This is a genomic window from Pandoraea sp. XJJ-1 (genome assembly GCF_026802345.1).
In the GTDB taxonomy this organism is placed as follows: domain Bacteria; phylum Pseudomonadota; class Gammaproteobacteria; order Burkholderiales; family Burkholderiaceae; genus Pandoraea; species Pandoraea cepalis.
Window position 1 is genome coordinate 5,058,961 of the sequence record NZ_CP113827.1, and the last position, 19,299, is coordinate 5,078,259.

The following is a 19,299-nucleotide window of genomic DNA, read 5'->3' on the forward strand; positions in this document are numbered from 1 at the left end:
GAACATGAAACCGACGCAGGAACATTTGTCCTATCTGCTGCGCCTCGCCGACAACGCGCTGATCCTCGGTCAGCGCAATGCGGAATGGTGCGGTCACGGCCCCGTGCTGGAAGAAGACATTGCGCTCACCAACCTGAGCCTCGATCTCATCGGTCAGGCACGCATGCTGTATCAGCATGCCGCCAAGATCGACACCGCGCTGACCGGCATCGCGAAACAGGAAGACGATTACGCCTTCTGGCGCGACGAATTCGCGTTCCGCAACTGGACGCTGGTCGAACTGCCCCACTACGGTCCGACCGCCGGCACGACGGCCGCCGAGCGCGACTACGCGGTGACCATCGTGCGCAACTTCCTCTACTCGGCCCTGATGGTCGAAGTGTGGCAAGCCCTCACGCAGTCGATGGATCCGGACCTCGCCGCCATCGCCGCCAAGTCGGTCAAGGAAGCGCATTACCACCTGCACCACGCGCGCGACTGGCTGGTGCGCTTCGGCGACGGCACCGAGGAATCGCACCGCCGCGCGCAAGCCGCGCTCGACTATCTGATGCCGTACATGAACGAGATCTTCAAGCCGGACGTGCTGGAGGACGCCGTGGCCGCCGCCGGCACCGGCGTCGCGATGGCCAGCCTGAAGGACACTTGGCAAGCCACGGTGAGCGACGCGCTGCAAGAAGCCACGCTCGACGCACCGGTCGGCGGCGCGTTCGAGAGCACGGGCAAGTTCGGTCATCACTCCGAGCACATGAGCTATCTGCTCGGCGAGATGCAGGGGCTGGCTCGCCAGCATCCCGGCGCGACCTGGTAAGCCACCGCGCGCCGCGCACGTCATGCCTACGATGAATTCGCTCGCCACTCCCTTCGTCGCTCACTTCGCCGATACGACCATGAATCTGCCGCTCACTCCCCCCGTTGCGCCCGACGTGCTCACGCCGGCCTCGGAGGCGTCGCTGCCGCTCGCATGGCAGACGCTCGAAGCGGTGCCCGATCCGGAGATTCCGGTTGTGTCGATTCGTGAACTCGGCATCCTGCGCGACGTGCGCGTCGTCACAAACGCCAGCGGTAGTGCGGCGTTTGAGATCGTGATTACGCCGACGTACTCGGGTTGCCCGGCGATGCAACAGATCGCCGAGGACATCGACGCCGCCATGACGCGCGCGGGCCTCGGTCCGTGGCACGTCACGACGGTGCTCGCCCCCGCCTGGACGACCGACTGGATCAGCCCCGAGGCGCGCGAAAAGCTGCGCGGCTATGGCATTGCGCCGCCCACGGGCACGCACGCCGTGGCCGCCGACGCGCCCCGCAAGATCACGTTCTACGGCCGCCCGAAAGACGGCGTGACGTGCCCGCATTGCGGCTCGTCCGACACCGAAGTGGTATCCGCGTTCGGTTCGACGGCCTGCAAAGCGCATTACCGTTGCCGTACGTGCCGCGAGCCGTTCGACTATTTCAAGCCCTATTGATTGACCCGATTGATCCGGCTTCGCGCGTAGCGATGCCGACACTTTGCCCGGCGGCAATCGCACCCGAGCATCAAGGAAGCCCACGATGACGACCCCGCAATTCCATTCGCTGACCATCCGCGAAATCCGGCCCGAGACCGCCGACGCCATCTCCATCGCCTTCACGGTGCCGGACGCATTGCGCGACGCCTATCGCTTCACGCAAGGGCAGTTCCTCACGCTCAAGACCGAGATCGACGGCGAAGAAGCGCGTCGCTCCTACTCGATCTGCGTCGGCGTGCCCGACTACGATGCCACGGGCGAACTGCGCGTGGGCATCAAGCGCGTGCCGGGCGGCAAGTTCTCGAACTTCGCGAACGATCAGTTGAAGCCGGGGCAACAGATCGACGTGATGACGCCGGATGGCCGTTTCTTCACGCGTCTGTCGGCCGACCACACAAAGCACTATGTCGGCTTCGCCGGCGGTTCGGGCATCACGCCGATGCTCGCGCTCATCAAGACGACGCTGGCCGCCGAGCCGCACAGCCAGTTCACTCTGGTCTACGGTAACCGCGCGGTGCCCGCCATCATGTTCGCCGAAGCGCTCGAAGACCTGAAGAACACCTATCTGGGCCGCTTGCGTCTGTATCACGTACTCTCGGACGAAGCGCAGGAGGTGGAACTGTTCAACGGCCTGCTCAACCAGGACAAGTGCACCGCTTTCCTTGAGACGCTCATCCCGGCATCGAGTATCGACGAAGCGTTCATCTGTGGCCCGGGCCCGATGATGGACGCCGCCGAAGCCGCGCTCCATGCCGCCGGTGTGGCCAAAGAGAAGATTCATGTCGAACGGTTCGGCGTACCGACGCCGCAGGTCGCTGCGAAGCCGGTCGTCATCACCGACGATACGCCGATGGCGGAGCTGGTCGTCGTCATGGACGGCAAGGAGCGCCGCCTGCGTCAGCCGTATGAGGGCCAGAGCATTCTGGATACCGGTCTTGCCGCCGGTCTGTCGCTGCCGTACGCGTGCAAGGGCGGCGTGTGCTGCACGTGCCGCGCCAAGGTGCTCGAGGGCGAAGTGGCGATGGACAAGAACTACACGCTGGAAGACTACGAAGTCGAGCAAGGTTTCGTGTTGACGTGCCAGGCACGGCCCCTCACGGAACGCGTTGTGGTGAGCTACGACGAGCGCTGAACCCGCGCTGAATCTACGTTGAATCTGCGTTGACCATTCGACTCGCCGGAGCCGCGACAGCGGGGCCGGCGGATCGAACGCCTGTTTGCCAAGTCGTGCGAACACTACGTCAACACGGCGGGAACAGGCGTGAAATCCCGCCAATGTCCCGATTATTTCGGGCATTACGGGAGCGTCAACCCGAGGTTGCGGGAATACCGTAAACTAGCGGGCATGAATACCATCCATGTCGTCTGTGGCGATATCGCCGCGCAGCAGTTGCGCGCGGCGATGGCGCAAGCGCTTCGCGCCGATCCCGTGCTTGTTCTGCGTGACGATCTGGCCATTGGTCCGCTGCGCGAGATCGACGAGAACGAGCGGCAGCGGGCGGCATTCTGGCAACGCGTGCTGCCGTCTGCCGGGCGCGACTACGCGGGGGAATTGCGCGAGGAACTGGCGTCGCTGCAACGCTTGGTCGAGGGCGACAGTGCGGTGGTCTGCTGGCATGGGGACAGTGCGTCGGACCAGCTCACGCTGCGACGCGTGGCCTTCATGTTGCGCAATACGCCCGCACGCCTGAACGAGATCGTGTTGCGTGGCAGCGATCTGGCGACGCCCGGGTCCCCGCAGGACGCCACGCGACGGACGAGCGTCGGCATGTACGCGCCAGAGGTGCTGGCCGAGCGATTTGCACGTATCGCCCCGATTTCGCTGCTGCGCATTGGCCGTCTGTCGTTGGAATGGCGCGCGCTCAAGCAGGCGAACACGCAGGTCCGCCGCTGGGTGAACAACACGTTCGAAGGCGCGACGTTCGCCGAAATCGATGACCAGATTCTCGGCCTGGCGCCCGTCGCGTGGACGCCCATGGCCGCCTTTCTGGGCGAGGCAATGCCGCGCTTCGAAGGTTTTTTTGCGACCGACAGTTTTCTGCTGTGGCGCTGCCGCGAACTCGGCGCGGCAGGCCGGCTCGCGTTGCGCGGCGACACCACGGCGCCCGCCGCGTGCGATCTACGACTGGAGTAACCCCCGTTTATGGCACGTACCAAAGCGCCCGATCACGAATCGCAGCGCGAACAGATTCTCGATGTCGCCGCCGAAGCATTCGCACACGCGAGTTATCCGAGCGCCTCGATGTCCGAACTGGCCGCCGCGTGCGGCACGTCGAAGGCCCGGCTGTATCACTATTACGCGAGCAAGGACGCCATCCTGTTCGATCTGCTCGAGCGCTACACCAAGCGCTTGATGCTGATCGTCACCGAGGTCGAGGCGCTCGGCCAACGCCGCGGGCTGTCCGAGCGCGATACGTTCCATGAACTGATCCGCGCCTTTCTCGATGAGTACGAGACGTCGCAGACGCGTCATATTGCACTGCTCAACGACGTGAAGTTTCTCAACGACGAGCAACGGGAGATCGTGCTCAATCGTCAGCGTGACGTGGTCGCGGCGTTTGCCCGTCAACTCTCGCGAGCGTTCCCTGACCGGGTGACCAAGCACAACCAGACGGCACTCACGATGATGCTGTTCGGCATGATCAACTGGACCTTCACATGGCTCAAGCCCGGCGGTCGCATGCGATATCGCGATTTCGCCAACGAGGTGATCGCCGTGCTCGAGCACGGCCTCGTCACCCCGCTGCCGGGCGGGATCGAAGCCGCCATCCCCGCAGCAGCGGCGCCATCGCGCGCTTAGCCAGTTGTCACTCACTTTCAAAAAAAAGGGCGATGCATCGCCCTTTTTTGTTGCCTCGCAGCAACTTATCGTCGAACGTCATTGGGGGTGACATCGAGAAACGGCGCGGCTCTTCAGCAACTTAGACACTTCCCTCCAGACACTCCCGCCACAAACTAGGGTTTTCACCTAGCCAATCAGGTATAATTCTTTTGCGTCGCACAATCCAGTGCACGCACTAAAGAATACCCAAGGATTGCGCCATGACTGCCCCGAACCCCACGCCCGACGTCGCACGCGCGACGGTTGCCGCCAACGAGCGGTCGAGCGTGCTGATTCGTGAGCTGACCTCCGGCGACATCCATCGACTCCAGCGCCACTTCCTGGCCCTCGGCGAAGAAGACCGTCTGCTGCGTTTCGGCCAGATCGTCACCGATGACGTGATCACTCGTTACGTCGCCAGCCTCGACTTCTCGCGCGACAGCGTTTTTGGCGTGTACGACGACAATCTGGCTCTCGTGGCGGTCGCTCATGTTGCGCATCTGCCGGAAGGCCAGAACGGGCGTGTCGCCGAATTCGGGGTCTCGGTGCTCGAATCGGCCCGTGGCCGCGGGATTGGCTCGCGTCTGTTCGAACGTGCCACGATCCACTGCCGCAACCAGCGCGTCGACACGCTTTACATGCACTGCCTGTCGCGCAATGCCCGCATGATGCGCATCGCGAAGAAGGCCGGCATGGAAATCAACTACGCTTACGGCGAGGCCGACGGCTATTTGAGCCTGCCCCCCGCCGACACGCAGTCGATGCTCTCGGAAATGATGCAGGAGCAGGTCGCCGCCTTCGATTATGCGGTCAAGCGTCAGCTTCGCACCGCCCGCCGCCTGTTCGGCGCACTCCTGCCGAACCAGCGCGCCGCCTGAGCCGCGCACCCACGCCCCCCGAAAAAACGAAACCCGGTCAGTTGGCCGGGTTTTTTGTTCGCGTCAGAATAGCGACCACCGCCGATTTACGGAAGCGGCAGCGCTGTCGTCTCCTTGAGCTGATCGAGGACGAAGCTCGTTTTGACGTCGACCACGCTCGGATGCACGAGCAACTGCGCCTGCATGAAGCGCGAGAAGTGCGCCATGTCGCGCACGTGCACGCGCAGCAGGTAGTCCATGTCGCCAGCCATCGCATAGCAGCCGACGACCTCCGTCCAGGTATCGACCACGGCGCGGAAGTGTTCGATGACCGAGCCACCCTGCCCATCGCCAGGATGGCGCTTGTCTAGCCGTACATTGACGTAGGCCAGCAGGCCGAGGCCGATGCGCGTGGGCTCCAGCAAGGCGACATAGCCGCGAATGACGCCCGCTTCCTCCAGGCGACGAATGCGTCGCAGGCATGGGCTCGGCGAGAGTCTCACCTGCTCTGCGATTTCGAGATTGGACAGCCGGCCATTGCTTTGAAGCAAGGCGAGAATGCGGCGATCGATTTTGTCCAGTTCGAGTTTTGGCACATTATTTCCCGTTATTGCTAATAGTTCGCAATATTATTGCGTATTATTTCAATCTCAAGGAATCCATCTCCCCCGATTCGATGATTACGGGAGATTACAGCAAAGGCGCTCGGGACAAAAAAAGCGCCACCGGGTGAGGTGGCGCCTTGGGGTATCGGGGCGCATCGCGGGTGGGCGACGCCTTTGGGACATCGGGTCGCCTCAGCGACGCTGGAATTCTCGCGGATCGATCGTGCGCTGGTCGAGCGGGCCTTCGTAACGCTGCGGCGATTGCGTGGAGCGCGGCTGCGTGATCGGGGCCACCGGGGAAACCGGGGAAACGATCGGAATGGGTTCGGCCGTCGTGTCGCGCGCCATTTCGTCGGCGCGAGCGACGCTCACTTCCAGGGTCAGAAACGAAGCGGAAACCAACAGGAATTTGGCGATGTTTCGTTGATTCACAGTGACTCCTTCTTACGTATTGCGGCATTGCAACGCGCACTGACTGTGCGCAAAGTACGTACCCAACGTGTCGGGTAAAGCGTTAGTAACCATTCTGCCCGCGCCGTTCCCTCCCGCCGCCAACCGTTACACGTTGTTACCCGAGCGTCAGAAGATGCTGACAAGCGTACGGTTGCCGACATCATCGCGACACAATCGCGCCATTTCGAAGCGAAATCCGAAAGCCGCCCGTCGTCGCGATGCCGCATCGGTGGACACGACGAGGCACAGCACACCCAACCCATCGACGAGGGTATACGAGAGCTATCTGACGTTTACGTAAACGTCACAATGATCGCTATACTTCGCTGGATCGGTCACCGATGAGACGCCACCGTCCCCGTCAGGCAATGCCATGACACCGGTGCTACCATGAGTTCGACCGGTGAGCGCAATACAAAAAAGGCCCCCGCTCGCCTGGTGGCATCACGCAAGTGAGTCCCCGGGCACGCAACCATCAGAGGCCGGCATTCACCGCTGCCGTCCTGCTTCACGAGAGCGGGAGGGGCAGGAAGTTTTGGCGATCCCAAAATCAGTGAGAGTGAGGAGCACACCCCATGAACGCCCCCGTCAATCCGAGCTTGCTGGCCGCACTGGAATCGGTCACGCTCGACGACAAATACACGCTCGAGCGCGGTCGCGCCTACATGAGCGGCATTCAGGCCCTGGTCCGGCTTCCGATGTTGCAGCAGGCGCGCGATGCCGCGGCCGGACTCAACACCGCAGGCTTCATATCGGGCTATCGCGGCTCGCCGCTGGGCGGGCTGGATCTGTCGCTATGGAAAGCGAAGCAGCACCTCGCCAGCCACCATGTCGTTTTTCAGCCCGGCTTGAATGAAGATCTCGCGGCGACCGCCGTGTGGGGGTCGCAGCAGGTCAACCTGTACCCCGCCAAGTACGACGGCGTGTTCTCCATGTGGTATGGCAAGGGCCCCGGCGTCGACCGCTCGATGGACGTGCTCAAGCACGGCAACTCGGCCGGCTCGTCGAAGCACGGCGGCGTGCTGGTGCTCGCGGGCGACGACCACGCGGCCAAGTCCTCCACCCTCGCGCACCAGTCCGAGCACGTTTTCAAGGCCGCCGGCATTCCCGTGCTGTATCCGTCGAACGTGCAGGAGTATCTCGATTACGGCCTGCATGGCTGGGCCATGAGCCGTTACTCGGGCCTGTGGGTCGCGATGAAATGCGTGACGGATGTGGTCGAGTCGTCGGCCTCGGTGATGATCGATCCGCACAACGTCGACATTCACCTGCCGGACGACTTCATCATGCCGCCCGACGGCCTGAACATTCGCTGGCCCGACCCGCCGCTGGTGCAGGAAGCGCGTTTGCTCGACTACAAGTGGTACGCGGGCCTTGCGTACGTGCGCGCCAACAAGCTCGACCGCGTAATGATCGATTCGCCCCATGCGCGCTTCGGCATCATGACCGGCGGCAAGGCGTATCTCGACGTCTGTCAGGCGCTCGCCGATCTGGGGCTGGACGAAGCCACGTGTCAGCGCATCGGCATTCGTCTGTACAAGGTGGGCTGTGTGTGGCCGCTTGAAGCGCAGGGTGCGCGCGCGTTCGCACAAGGGCTCCAGGAAATTCTCGTGGTCGAGGAAAAGCGCCAGATCCTCGAATACGCGATCAAGGAAGAGCTGTACAACTGGCGCGACGACGTGCGCCCGCGCGTGTATGGCAAGTTCGACGAAAAGGATGGCGCCGGCGGCGAATGGTCGGTGCCGATGGCCAATTGGCTGCTGCCCGCCCACTACGAACTCTCCCCCGCGCTGATCGCCAAGGCGATTGCCACGCGTCTGGAAAAGTTCGAGTTGCCGAGCGACGTGCGCGAGCGCATCGCGACCCGCCTGCGCGTGATCGACGCGAAGGAGCAAGCTCTCGCCAAGCCGCGCGTGGCCGTCGAGCGCAAGCCGTGGTTCTGCTCGGGTTGTCCGCACAACACGTCGACCAACGTGCCCGAAGGCTCGCGCGCCATCGCCGGCATCGGCTGTCACTACATGACCGTGTGGATGGATCGGCGCACCGACACGTTCTCGCAGATGGGCGGTGAAGGCGTGCCCTGGATCGGTCAGGCACCGTTCTCGTGCGACGAGCACATCTTCGCCAACCTGGGCGACGGTACGTACTTCCACTCGGGCCTGCTCGCGATTCGCGCGGCGATCTCGTCGAAGGTCAACATCACCTACAAGATCCTGTACAACGACGCGGTCGCCATGACCGGTGGCCAGCCGGTCGACGGCACGCTGACGGTGCCGCAGATCGTGGCGCAGGTGGATGCCGAAGGCGCGACGAAGATCGTCATCGTGACGGACGAGCCCGAGAAGTACGACGGCGTGAAGCTCGTCGGCGATGTGCCGGTTTACCACCGCAACGACCTCGACCGCGTGCAGCGCGAACTGCGACTGGTCAAGGGCACGTCGATCCTGATCTACGACCAGACGTGCGCCACCGAGAAGCGCCGCCGTCGCAAACGCGGTGCATTCCCCGATCCGGCAAAGCGCGTGGTGATCAACGAAGCGGTCTGCGAAGGTTGCGGCGACTGCTCGGTGAAGTCGAACTGCCTCTCGGTCGAGCCGCTGGAGACGGAATTCGGCACGAAACGTCAGATCAATCAGTCGACGTGCAACAAGGACTACTCGTGCCTGAACGGCTTCTGCCCGAGCTTCGTGACGGTCGAAGGCGGTCAGTTGCGCAAGCCCAAGACGGCGCAGGTCGACAGCAGCGAGCTGCCGCCGCTGCCGGAACCGGCGCTGCCCGCCATCGCGCGTCCGTACGGCATTCTCGTGACGGGGGTGGGCGGCACGGGCGTGGTGACCATTGGCGCGTTGCTCGGCATGGCCGCGCACCTCGAGAACAAGGGCGTCACCACGCTCGACGTGACCGGCCTCGCCCAGAAGGGCGGCGCGGTGACGAGCCACGTGCAGATCGCCCTGCAGCCGGAAGACATTCATGCCACGCGCATCGCCATGGGCGACGCCCGCGTCGTCATCGGCTGCGACGCCATCACGACGGCGAGCGACGACACGCTCTCACGCGTGCAGCACGGCGTGACAAACATCGTGGTCAACAGCGCCCATACGCCGACGGCCGACTTCATCCGCAATCCGAACTGGCGCTTCCCCGGCACGAGCACGGAGCACGACATCCGCGCGGCCGCCGGTGAAAACGTTGACTTCGTCGACGCCAATCACCTCTCGCTGCGACTGCTCGGCGACACCATCTACACGAACCCATTCGTGTTGGGCTACGCATGGCAGAAGGGCTGGGTACCGCTCTCGTACGCTGCGCTCACGCGCGCCATCGAGCTCAACGGGGTGGCCGTCGAGAAGAACAAACAGGCGTTCGAATGGGGACGTCGTGCCGCGCACGATCTGGCGAGCGTACGCAAGCTTGCGCAGCAGAACGAGGCACCGGCGCCGGCGGCCGCCGGTGGCAAGCTGATCACCCTGCACACGCCGCATGCGCTCGACCGGTTGATCGAGCGTCGCTACGACCAACTCGTGGCGTATCAGGATCGTGCCTACGCAGAGCGCTTCAAGCAAACGGTGGATCGCGTGCGCGCTGCCGAAGCCGGACTCACGCCGGAGGGCATGCCGATGCCGCTCACCGAAGCGGTCGCGCGGGGGCTCTACAAGCTCATGGCCTACAAGGACGAGTACGAAGTGGCCCGCCTGTACACCGACCCGGCCTTCATGAAGAAGCTCAACGAGCAGTTCGAAGGCGACTTCACGTTGCGCTTCCATCTGGCGCCGCCGTCGCTGGCCAAGCACGACGACAAGGGTCATCTCATCAAGCAGACCTATGGCGCGTGGATGATGAAGGCGTTCGGCGTGCTCGCCAGGTTCAAAGGGCTGCGTGGCGGAGCGTTCGATCTCTTCGGCCGGACGCAAGAGCGTCGCACGGAGCGGGCGCTGATCGGCGAGTATGAAACGCTGGTCAACGAGTTGTTGTCGCGCCTCGGCGAGCACAATCTGTCGCTGGCCGTGCAATTGGCGGAACTGCCGCAGGAGATTCGCGGCTTCGGGCACGTCAAGGAGCAGAACCTCGCCGCCACCCGCATCAAGTGGACGAAGTTGCTCACGCAGTTCCGCGACGGCGGTTCGCATCGCGCTGCCGCTTGACCACCTGAGCGCCTGACCCGCTATCCGTCAGTCCCAAAAAAATCCCGCCAGCGCGTAAGCGTCTGGCGGGATTCTTTTATGCGCTAGCGCACCCTCGGCGGACGTGCGCGCCGCAGGCGCTGCGGCGACACCTCCGTCCCGAGGCTCAACGAATGACGTTGGCCGCGGCAACGGCCGTCATGTTGATGATGCGGCGCACGGTCGCGGCCGGCGTCAGGATGTGAACCGGCTTGGCGCAGCCGAGCAGGAACGGGCCCACCGTCACGCCTTCGCCGCCCGTCATCTTGAGCAGGTTGTACGTGATGTTCGCCGCTTCCACGTTCGGCATGACGAGCAGGTTCGCTTCGCCCGACAGACGCGACGCCGGATACGCGGCACGACGCACCGACTCCGACAACGCGGCGTCGCCGTGCATTTCGCCGTCGACTTCCAGCGACGGCGCACGCTTGGCGAGCAGTTCGCAGGCGCGGGCCATGCGTTGTGCCGAAGCCGACTTCACGCTACCGAAGTTCGAGTTCGAGAGCAGCGCCACCTTCGGGGCGATGCCGAAGCGCTCGATTTCCTTCGCGGCGAGCACGGTCATCTCGGCGAGCTGCTCCGAGGTTGGCGTCTCGTTGACGTAGGTGTCGCTGATGAACAGGTTGCGCTTCTCGAGCATCAACAGGTTCATCGCCGCGTAGTTCTCGACACCGGCGGCACGGCCCAGCACCTGATCGACCACATCCAGATGGCGGTGGTACGTATCGATCATGCCGCAGATCATGCCGTCGGCTTCGCCCAGATGCACGAGGATCGCGCCAATCAGCGTGTTGTCCTTGCGCATGGCGGCCTTGGCGACTTCCGGCGTCACACCGTGACGCGCACCCAGGTCGTGATACGCCTGCCAGCAACGCTGATAACGCGCGTCGTCTTCCGGATTCACGATCTCGAAGTCAACGCCCGGTTTGAGCTTCGAGCCGATCTTCTGCAGGCGCATTTCCACCACGGCCGGACGGCCGATGATGATCGGTTTGGCGATGCGCTCGGCCAGCACGAATTGGGCAGCGCGCAGCACGCGCTCGTCTTCCCCTTCGGCGAACACGATGCGCGCGGCGTCGTTACCGAAGCGGGCACGGGCGGCAGCGAACACCGGACGCATGATGAAGCCGGTGCGATACACGGTCGTGCCGAGTTGCTCGCGGTAGGCGTCCATGTCGGCGATCGGACGCGTGGCCACGCCCGAGTCCATCGCGGCTTGCGCCACGGCCGGTGCGATCTTGATGATCAGACGCGGATCGAACGGCTTCGGAATGATGTATTCCGGCCCGAATTCGAGCGACTGGCCTTCATAGGCGCGCGCGACTTCTTCGCTTTGCTCTTCTTCCTGCGCCAGCTCGGCGATGGCGCGCACGGTGGCGAGCTTCATCTCTTCCGTGATGGTGGTCGCACCAACGTCGAGCGCACCGCGGAAGATGAACGGGAAGCACAGCACGTTGTTGACCTGGTTCGGGTAGTCCGAACGGCCGGTCGCGATGATGCAGTCCGGACGCGCAGCCTTCGCGATTTCCGGACGGATTTCCGGCTCGGGGTTGGCGAGCGCGAGAATCAGCGGCTTCGTGCCCATGGTCTTGACCATGTCGCCGGTCAGCACGCCGGCGGTCGAGCAGCCGAGGAAGACGTCGGCCCCGTTGCTCGCGTCGGCCAGCGTACGGGCATCGGTCGCCGCGGCGTAGCGCGCCTTGCTCTCGTCGAGCTTGTCGCGGCCGGTGTGGATCACGCCCTTCGAATCGAGAACGAGAATGTTCTCCTTCTTCAGGCCGAGATTCACAAGCAGGTCCAGACAGGCGATCGCGGCAGCGCCCGCGCCCGAGCACACCAGCTTGACGCGGCCGATGTCCTTGCCCACGACCTTCAGGCCGTTGAGGATCGCGGCCGAGGCAATGATGGCGGTGCCGTGCTGATCGTCGTGGAAGACGGGAATCTTCATGCGCTCGCGCAGCTTCTTCTCGATGTAGAAGCACTCGGGCGCCTTGATGTCTTCGAGGTTGATGCCGCCGAGCGTCGGCTCGAGCATGGCGATCGCTTCAACGAGCTTGTCCGGGTCATGCTCGGCGAGTTCGATGTCGAACACATCGATACCGGCGAACTTCTTGAACAGACAGCCCTTGCCTTCCATCACCGGTTTGGCGGCGAGCGGACCGATGTTGCCCAGGCCGAGCACAGCCGTGCCATTGGTGATCACACCGACGAGATTGCTGCGCGACGTGTAGCGATTGGCAGCGAGCGGATCTTCGGCAATCGCCTCGCAGGCGTAGGCCACGCCGGGAGAGTAGGCCAGCGACAGATCGATCTGGTTCGACAGCGGCTTGGTCGGCGTCACCGAGATTTTGCCCGGACGCGGATTCTCGTGGTACGCCAGGGCGCTTTGTTTCAGTTGTTCATCCATATCTCGATACCTAAGAACAGGGCGACGGCCGGGTCCGTGCCGCATGCGGGCAGCGCGTGGACTCAGCCGTCTTTTGACGGATCACGGCGGGGGAAGAGCCAACCGGAGGGATTCGGCGATTGTGTCGTCGACGGGGTTCTTCACCGCGCGGCAGCGTGATGGCCGCCGCGCGTCCCCCGATCCTGCATGCCGCGCTCGCGCGCGTCGGACCGTGGGGGCTTGCGGTGCGCCGGATGCACCGCAGGACGCAAAGTGTACACCTTGCGCCGAAAGCTCGACGCCGCCTGCGCGGCCGGCGTAGCGGGCAACAGAGGTTAGGACAGCGCTTCGCCGCGACGCTCCGGAATCAGGAAAAGCGTAGCGAGAATATCGAGCACATAAATGCTCGCGAGGAAGACGAGCGCCAGCTTGAACGAGTAGGCCGCCGCCAGCGCACCGACGGTGAGCGGCCCGAAACCGCCGACGGCACGGCCGATGTTGAACAGCACGTTCTGCGCCGTGGCACGCGCCGCGGTCGGGTACAGCTCCGAGATCAGCGCGCCGTAGCCGCCGATCATGCCGTTCACGAACATGCCCATCGCCGCGCCGCCGATCAGCAGCGAGAACGGCGTGTGCAATTGCGCGTAGACGAACACCATCACGACCGCGCCGATCTGGTAGCCGATGAACGTCGGCCGACGGCCGAAGCGGTCTGCAAGCCGGCCGAACAGCCAGATGCCGAATGCCATGCCCAGCACCGTCACCGCCGTCCACATCGCCGACTTGGTGAGCGAGTAACCGAACGTTTTCGACAGATACGAGGGCATCCAGATCATCAGGCCGTAGTAGCCGAAATTCTGTACCGAGCACAGAATCGCCACGCCGAGGCTCGCGCGCGTGGTCGCGCCGTCTTTGACCAGCAGCTTGAGCGGCGCGTGTTCGCGCGGCTGCCGCTGTTGTGCAAGGAACATCTCGGGCTCGCCGAGCGCGCGACGCATGATGAACGACACGACCGCCGGCAGCAGGCCGACGGCGAACATGCCACGCCAGCCGATGTGCGGCAGCAGCAACGGCGTGAGCAACGCGGCGGCAAGCACCCCGGCCTGCCACCCCAGCCCCACGAACGACGATGCCCGCGCACGACGCGCCGGCGGGCAAGCCTCCGCCGCGAGCGCCATGCCGATGCCGAACTCGCCGCCCAGTCCGATACCGGCAATCGTCCGGTAAGCCAGCAGATCCCAATAGCCCTGCGCAAGCGAGCACAGGCCGGTGAACACCGCAAACAGCAGAATCGTCCACGACAACACGCGCACGCGCCCGTAGCGATCGGACAGCATGCCGAAGACGATACCGCCAACGACCGCGCCCACGAGGGTCCAGGTGACAAGCGCGCCCGATTGGGCGCCGGTGAGCGCGAGATCGGCCGCAATGGCCGGCAGGATGAAGCCGAGGATCAGCAGATCGAAACCGTCCATGGCGTAGCCGATGGCCGACGCCCACAGGGCGCGGTTCGCGTAGGCGGTATCGTGCGGCACCACCGGTGCGGCAAGCGAGGGCGAGGCATCGTTAGGCATGGGCGCGTTTCGTCAGGTCGGAATTTTGGGCGTGAGTGTATGCCTGTCATTAAGCGTCGGCAACTGTCTCTTTTTTTGGATTCATCTGTCGGCGGCGGGTTTTGATATGCGCCGTGCGCAAACATTGTGCGGAGTGGTCGAATGGAAAATATACGCTCCGTGCATAATTGACCGCGCGTTTGCTGAAACTTGTGGCATAATTCGCGCTTAAGCGCCGGTCGGTCGTTGCCAGACGTGCCGACCCGCCGCCTTAGACGGCGTCCTGCCGCAGCGCCTTGCGCTACGGTCCCCGCCGACTCACCCATGACTCCTGGTTGCGCGCCGCACGGCGGGCAGCTACGCTTAGGAACCGCATCATGATTGGCATCGACCGCCAGGCGATTTCCGACATCACCGCCAAGATCCTGCTCGAAGTGGGCGCGGTGCATTTCAACGCCGAGAAGCCGTACATCTTCACGTCGGGCTGGGCCAGCCCGGTGTACACCGACTGCCGCAAGTTGATCTCGTACCCGCGCGTGCGCCGTACGCTGATGGATTTCGCCGAAGCCGTCATCATTCAGGACGTCGGCTGCGAGCAGTTCGACACGGTCGCCGGCGGTGAAACCGCAGGCATTCCGTTCGCGGCCTGGATCGCCGACAAGCTGATGCTGCCGATGCAGTACGTTCGCAAAAAGCCGAAGGGTTTCGGCCGCAACGCGCAGATCGAAGGCGATCTGCCGGAAGGCTCGCGCGTGCTGCTCGTCGAAGACCTCACGACCGATGGCCGCAGCAAGATCAACTTCTGCAAGGCGCTGCGCGACGCCGGCGCGAAGGTCAATCACGTGTTCGTGGTCTTCCACTACGACATCTTCCCGGAGAGCCGCCAGGTGCTCAAGGACATCGATGTCGAGCTGCACTCGCTCGCCACGTGGTGGGACGTGCTGCGCGTTGCCAAGCAGCAGAACCACTTCGACACGAAGACGCTCGACGAAGTCGAGAAGTTCCTGCACGCACCGGCCGAGTGGTCGGGCGCGCACGGTGGCGCCACGTCGTTCCCGAAGGACTGAGTCTCGTGGCAACGCCCGCAGTATTCGCTTGAGAGGCGAGAGCGGCCGGCCTGAAAAGGTCGGCCGTTTTTTTCTCCGCATCCGCTCGGCAGAGGAGTCAACCATGTTTGCGTCGGTCTTCGCCATCAGCCTCGGGGCAGCGTTAGGCGCGCTACTGCGCTGGGCACTGAGCGTACAGCTCAATGCGATCCTGCCGACGCTCCCGCTCGGCACGCTCGTCGCCAATCTCGTCGGCGGCTATCTCATCGGTGTTGCCGTCGCGCTCTTCAGCCACTTTCCGTCGATTCCGGTCGAGTGGCGACTGTTGATCGTGACCGGCTTTCTCGGTGGCCTCACAACGTTCTCCACCTTCTCCGCCGAAGTCACCACGCTGCTGCGCGAAGGGCAGATGGGCTGGGCAGCGCTCACCGTGGCGGTTCACGTCGGGGGCTCGCTCATCATGACCCTGCTTGGCATGGCCAGCATCACGCTGCTCATCCAGTGGTTGCGCCCAGCCCTCTGAGCGACCGCACTACGGCAGCAACATCACGAGCTTGACGTCGTCGTGCCCCGACAGGCGGAACGTGACCTGTGCGAAATCGATATCGCCGCGCGCCGGGTGATGAAAACCACGCCGCCCGCCTTCGCGTTCGACGACATCCTGCTGCGACCAGAGCGAGGCGAACCTGCGGCTGTCGCGCTGCAATTCGTCCGTGAGGGCACGCACGGGCGTATCGTCAAGGTAGGCACTGCATTCGGCACGAAACTCCGCGACCACCCGGCGCGCGCGACGCTCCCAATCCTGAATCAACGTGGGCGCACCCGCATCGAGAAAGATGTAGCGCAGCAGATTCTTCGCGCCCGGCGCGTCGAGCCAGCCATGGAAGATGTCGGCGGCGGCCGCGTTCCAGACCAGGACGTCCCAGCATCGATCCAGCGCGTAGGCCGGAGCCGCCACGGCGGCGACGGCCGCCTGCACCTGTGCCGACGCATGGTGCGGCAACGGCACGGCACCGCGCTCCGGATCGCGCTTGCCCGCCAGATCGAACAGGTAGGCCCGTTCGGCACGCGAAAGCCGCAGCGCGCCGGCAACGGCCGCCAGTGCGCCCGCCGAGATCGACACGTCGCGTGCCTGCTCGATCCAGGTGTACCAGGTGGCCGACAAGCCGCACAACTGCGCCACTTCCTCGCGCCGCAATCCCGGCGTGCGACGCCGCCCCAAAGGCGGCAGTCCGGCGGCCGCCGGGGTCAGCCGCTCGCGATGCGCGCGCAAGAAGTCGCCGAGCGCGCGACGCTGGCGCGCATCGTCACCGTGAGGGGCTGGCGCGTCAGACGCCAATTCGGGCTTAGGGATAGGGGTAGTTTTCATACCAGGATAAATAGGTAACTTGTACCGGTATCAACGAGCCATTATCGTGAGACTTACCAACATCGCGCAAGCGCCCAGGCGGGCCGACTCCCCTTGCATCGCGCCCTGCCCCACCCACGTAGGAGACTCACCGTGAGCGAAACCCCGTCATACCCTTCCCGCCCGGGTTCGTCCACCGCCCCCGCAGGGGCGCAGGACACCCACCACGCGCATCATGGCCATAACGCCGTCGTCACCGGCCAGTTCGGCCCGCAGGCATCGGCCTATCTGACGAGTGCCAATCACGCGCAGGGCGCCGATCTGGAGCAACTCGCCGCGATCGCTCGCGCGCATCCGGGTGCGCAGGTGCTCGACCTGGGGTGCGGCGCGGGACACGTGAGCTTCTTCGCGGCGCCGCACGTCGCGCGCGTGGTGGCGTACGATCTGTCCGCCGACATGCTCGGCGTGGTCGCAGGCGAAGCGGCCAAGCGCGGCCTGACGAACATCGACACGCAACTGGGCGCAGCCGAATCGCTGCCGTTCGCCGATGCCAGCTTCGATCTCGTCTTCAGCCGATACAGTGCGCATCACTGGGCCGACGTGGGTGCCGCGCTGCGCGAGATGCGTCGCGTGCTCAAGCCCAGCGGACGCGTCGTGATCTGCGACGTCGCCTCGACGGGGCGGCCGCTGTTCGACACGTATCTGCAAGCGGTCGAAGTGTTGCGCGATACGTCGCACGTGCGCAACTACGCCGCGAGCGAATGGCTGACGATGGCCGCTGGGGCGGGATTATCGGTGGCGTCGCTCACGCCGCGCACGCTCGATCTCGACTTCAAGACGTGGACCGCGCGCATGCGTACGCCAGTGCCGATGCAGGTGGCCATTCGCGCGCTGCAAACGGCCATGGCCGACGACGTGCGTCGTCATTTCAGGATTCAGGACGACGGCTCGTTCACACTCGACACGCTGACGCTCGAACTGATTACCGGTTGAGCGTCGGGAGGTAGAGGCAGGCGAGCGCGATCCGTCGTAGCGACGCGCCCGCTTTCCTTTTATGAGCGGTCACTTTTGTCCGTTTTTCCTCACACCCGCCAAATCCCGTGGGTAACGCGATGCGGAACGTCGCGGCGCAAATGCGAGCGCCGCGCGCTGCGAGGCAATCCGCCAGGCAACCCGCGCCGTCACCGAGGGGGCGAACAACGCGGACGGCGGCTCGACCATGTGCATCACGCGCAGAAAGCGCCGGTAGATGGCGGCATCGTCGACGGCGAGGCCGAGCAGCGACTCCACGTAATGTTGCATGAGCCGCGCCCGCCAATGCGTGGCGCCCCGCTCCCCCGTCTGACGTAAATCGACGCCAGTCGCGAAAATCCACGCGCGCTGCGCCACGTGGGCGAGAGCACGCTGCAAGGCCAATCCGCCCGGGGCATCGTTGGCGCGACGAATGAGATGCAGATGGGCGTCGAGCGCCACCGCGCTCAATGCCGCAATCGTCATGCCCTGCCCGTACACCGGATTGAAGCTGCATGCGGCGTCGCCAAGCACCGCGAAGCCCGCGGGCCAGCGCCGCATTTCGTCGAAGTGGCGTAACCGATTTTCCGTCCGGCGAAACTGACGGATCGACGAGACCGGCTCGGCGTGGGCAATCGCATCGTGGAGGGTCGGCACCCGCAGGCTTTTCGCGAAAGCCAGGAAGCCGTCGGCATCACCCGGCGGATAATCGCCGCCCGCCCCCGTCAACGTGACGATCCACCGGTTGTCCTCGATGGGGAAGATCGTGCCGCTGCGCAGGCATTCGGGTGGCCGGCCGTGCACCACCAGCGCTTGCCAGTCGCGCCAGACCGACGGCTTCGGCACCGCATAGAGTCGGCTCGCGTACCCGACACGGGCGTCGACGACCGTCTCGGGTACGGCGTCCAGCCCCATCGCTCGCAGCCACGACGGCGCATGCGAGTTGCGCCCGCTCGCGTCGACAACGAAGGCGGCCGGCAAGGTCGTGACATCTTCGGCATCTTCGGCTTGTCCGCGCGATCCGCCCGCGCGACGCCGAATCGTCACGCCGCAAACGCGTGCGAGCGCCGCATCGAAGCGCAACCCCGTGACGTCGCAGCCGGTCAGAACACGAACGTTCCGCTTGGCGAGCACGCGCTGACGCACCGCGAACTCGAGCAGGCCACGGCTCGTCGACCATGTGACGAAGCCCTCGCCCGCGGGCGGCATCCAACCCGCGGCACCGAACCAGCGCACGGACCGATACCAGTCGAGCGGCACCGCGCCCGCGTCGAGCAAGGCCTGGCCCAAATCGGGAAACAGCGCATCGAGCGTTCGGCGCCCCCGCATCAGCAGTTGATGCACGTAGTGCCCCTGCGGCACGCCCGCCCTCGGGGCTGGAGAATCGGGCAGCGCGTCGCGCTCGACGAGCCACACTTCATCGAAGTGCCCCGCCAGTGCATGCGCGGCGAGCAAGCCCGCCATGCCCGCGCCGACGACGATGGCACGCCAGGCGGTCGATGGGGCTTCGGTGGGCGTGCAGCGCGCCCGTGTCGATGAAACCGTCATGATCTC

16 protein-coding genes are annotated in these 19,299 nt (G+C 64.6%); 10 read left to right on the forward strand and 6 right to left on the reverse strand.

Annotation, left to right across the window (positions count from 1 at the left end; all coding sequences use genetic code 11):
• The first annotated feature begins 4 nt into the window (after positions 1-4).
• From paaC to OYT13_RS23465, 6 genes are all read left to right on the forward strand, one after another.
• Positions 5-808 (forward strand): 1,2-phenylacetyl-CoA epoxidase subunit PaaC, encoded by an 804-nt coding sequence (paaC, locus tag OYT13_RS23440; RefSeq protein WP_017234990.1) that lies wholly within the window; start codon positions 5-7, stop codon positions 806-808.
• Between the two features lie 79 nt (positions 809-887).
• Complete coding sequence (paaD, locus tag OYT13_RS23445) at positions 888-1,463, forward strand: 1,2-phenylacetyl-CoA epoxidase subunit PaaD (protein WP_026132152.1); 576 nt, start codon at positions 888-890, stop codon at positions 1,461-1,463.
• An 85-nt stretch (positions 1,464-1,548) separates the two neighbouring features.
• On the forward strand, positions 1,549-2,637 hold the full coding sequence (paaE, locus tag OYT13_RS23450; RefSeq protein ID WP_150564610.1) for a 1,2-phenylacetyl-CoA epoxidase subunit PaaE: 1,089 nt from the start codon (positions 1,549-1,551) through the stop codon (positions 2,635-2,637).
• A gap of 213 nt (positions 2,638-2,850) precedes the next feature.
• A complete protein-coding gene (locus OYT13_RS23455) occupies positions 2,851-3,639 on the forward strand; it encodes a DUF1835 domain-containing protein (RefSeq protein ID WP_017234987.1) in 789 nt (262 codons plus the stop codon).
• A 9-nt stretch (positions 3,640-3,648) separates the two neighbouring features.
• Positions 3,649-4,305 (forward strand): TetR/AcrR family transcriptional regulator, encoded by a 657-nt coding sequence (locus OYT13_RS23460; RefSeq protein ID WP_017234986.1) that lies wholly within the window; start codon positions 3,649-3,651, stop codon positions 4,303-4,305.
• 242 nt (positions 4,306-4,547) lie between these two features.
• Entirely contained in the window at positions 4,548-5,204 is a 657-nt protein-coding gene (locus OYT13_RS23465) for a GNAT family N-acetyltransferase (RefSeq protein WP_017234985.1), read from the forward strand.
• Positions 5,205-5,290: 86 nt separating this feature from the next.
• On the opposite strand, the gene OYT13_RS23470 is transcribed toward OYT13_RS23465, so the two are convergent.
• Positions 5,291-5,779 (reverse strand): Lrp/AsnC family transcriptional regulator, encoded by a 489-nt coding sequence (locus OYT13_RS23470; protein WP_017234984.1) that lies wholly within the window; start codon positions 5,777-5,779, stop codon positions 5,291-5,293.
• A gap of 201 nt (positions 5,780-5,980) precedes the next feature.
• Positions 5,981-6,220, reverse strand: a complete 240-nt coding sequence (locus OYT13_RS23475; RefSeq protein ID WP_017234983.1) for a hypothetical protein — start codon at positions 6,218-6,220, stop codon at positions 5,981-5,983.
• A gap of 596 nt (positions 6,221-6,816) precedes the next feature.
• Here OYT13_RS23475 and OYT13_RS23480 point away from each other — a divergent pair.
• Positions 6,817-10,383, forward strand: coding sequence for an indolepyruvate ferredoxin oxidoreductase family protein (locus OYT13_RS23480; protein WP_268567006.1), 3,567 nt, complete (start codon positions 6,817-6,819; stop codon positions 10,381-10,383).
• Between the two features lie 145 nt (positions 10,384-10,528).
• Here the strand turns inward: OYT13_RS23480 and OYT13_RS23485 are convergent, their stop codons facing one another.
• Positions 10,529-12,808, reverse strand: coding sequence for an NADP-dependent malic enzyme (locus OYT13_RS23485; RefSeq protein WP_017234981.1), 2,280 nt, complete (start codon positions 12,806-12,808; stop codon positions 10,529-10,531).
• Between the two features lie 314 nt (positions 12,809-13,122).
• Entirely contained in the window at positions 13,123-14,361 is a 1,239-nt protein-coding gene (locus OYT13_RS23490; protein WP_261939617.1) for an MFS transporter, read from the reverse strand.
• Between the two features lie 356 nt (positions 14,362-14,717).
• On the opposite strand from OYT13_RS23490, the gene OYT13_RS23495 reads away from it, so the two are divergent.
• Positions 14,718-15,407: an orotate phosphoribosyltransferase gene (locus tag OYT13_RS23495; protein WP_017234978.1), complete on the forward strand. Its 690-nt coding sequence runs from the start codon at positions 14,718-14,720 to the stop codon at positions 15,405-15,407.
• A 103-nt stretch (positions 15,408-15,510) separates the two neighbouring features.
• Positions 15,511-15,909, forward strand: coding sequence for a fluoride efflux transporter CrcB (gene crcB / locus OYT13_RS23500; RefSeq protein ID WP_017234977.1), 399 nt, complete (start codon positions 15,511-15,513; stop codon positions 15,907-15,909).
• A 9-nt stretch (positions 15,910-15,918) separates the two neighbouring features.
• Here the strand turns inward: crcB and OYT13_RS23505 are convergent, their stop codons facing one another.
• On the reverse strand, positions 15,919-16,755 hold the full coding sequence (locus tag OYT13_RS23505; RefSeq protein WP_261939616.1) for a helix-turn-helix transcriptional regulator: 837 nt from the start codon (positions 16,753-16,755) through the stop codon (positions 15,919-15,921).
• Positions 16,756-17,022: 267 nt separating this feature from the next.
• On the opposite strand from OYT13_RS23505, the gene OYT13_RS23510 reads away from it, so the two are divergent.
• Positions 17,023-17,727, forward strand: coding sequence for a class I SAM-dependent methyltransferase (locus tag OYT13_RS23510; protein WP_268567925.1), 705 nt, complete (start codon positions 17,023-17,025; stop codon positions 17,725-17,727).
• A 69-nt stretch (positions 17,728-17,796) separates the two neighbouring features.
• On the opposite strand, the gene OYT13_RS23515 is transcribed toward OYT13_RS23510, so the two are convergent.
• Entirely contained in the window at positions 17,797-19,293 is a 1,497-nt protein-coding gene (locus tag OYT13_RS23515) for an NAD(P)/FAD-dependent oxidoreductase (RefSeq protein ID WP_268567007.1), read from the reverse strand.
• Positions 19,294-19,299 lie beyond the last annotated feature (6 nt).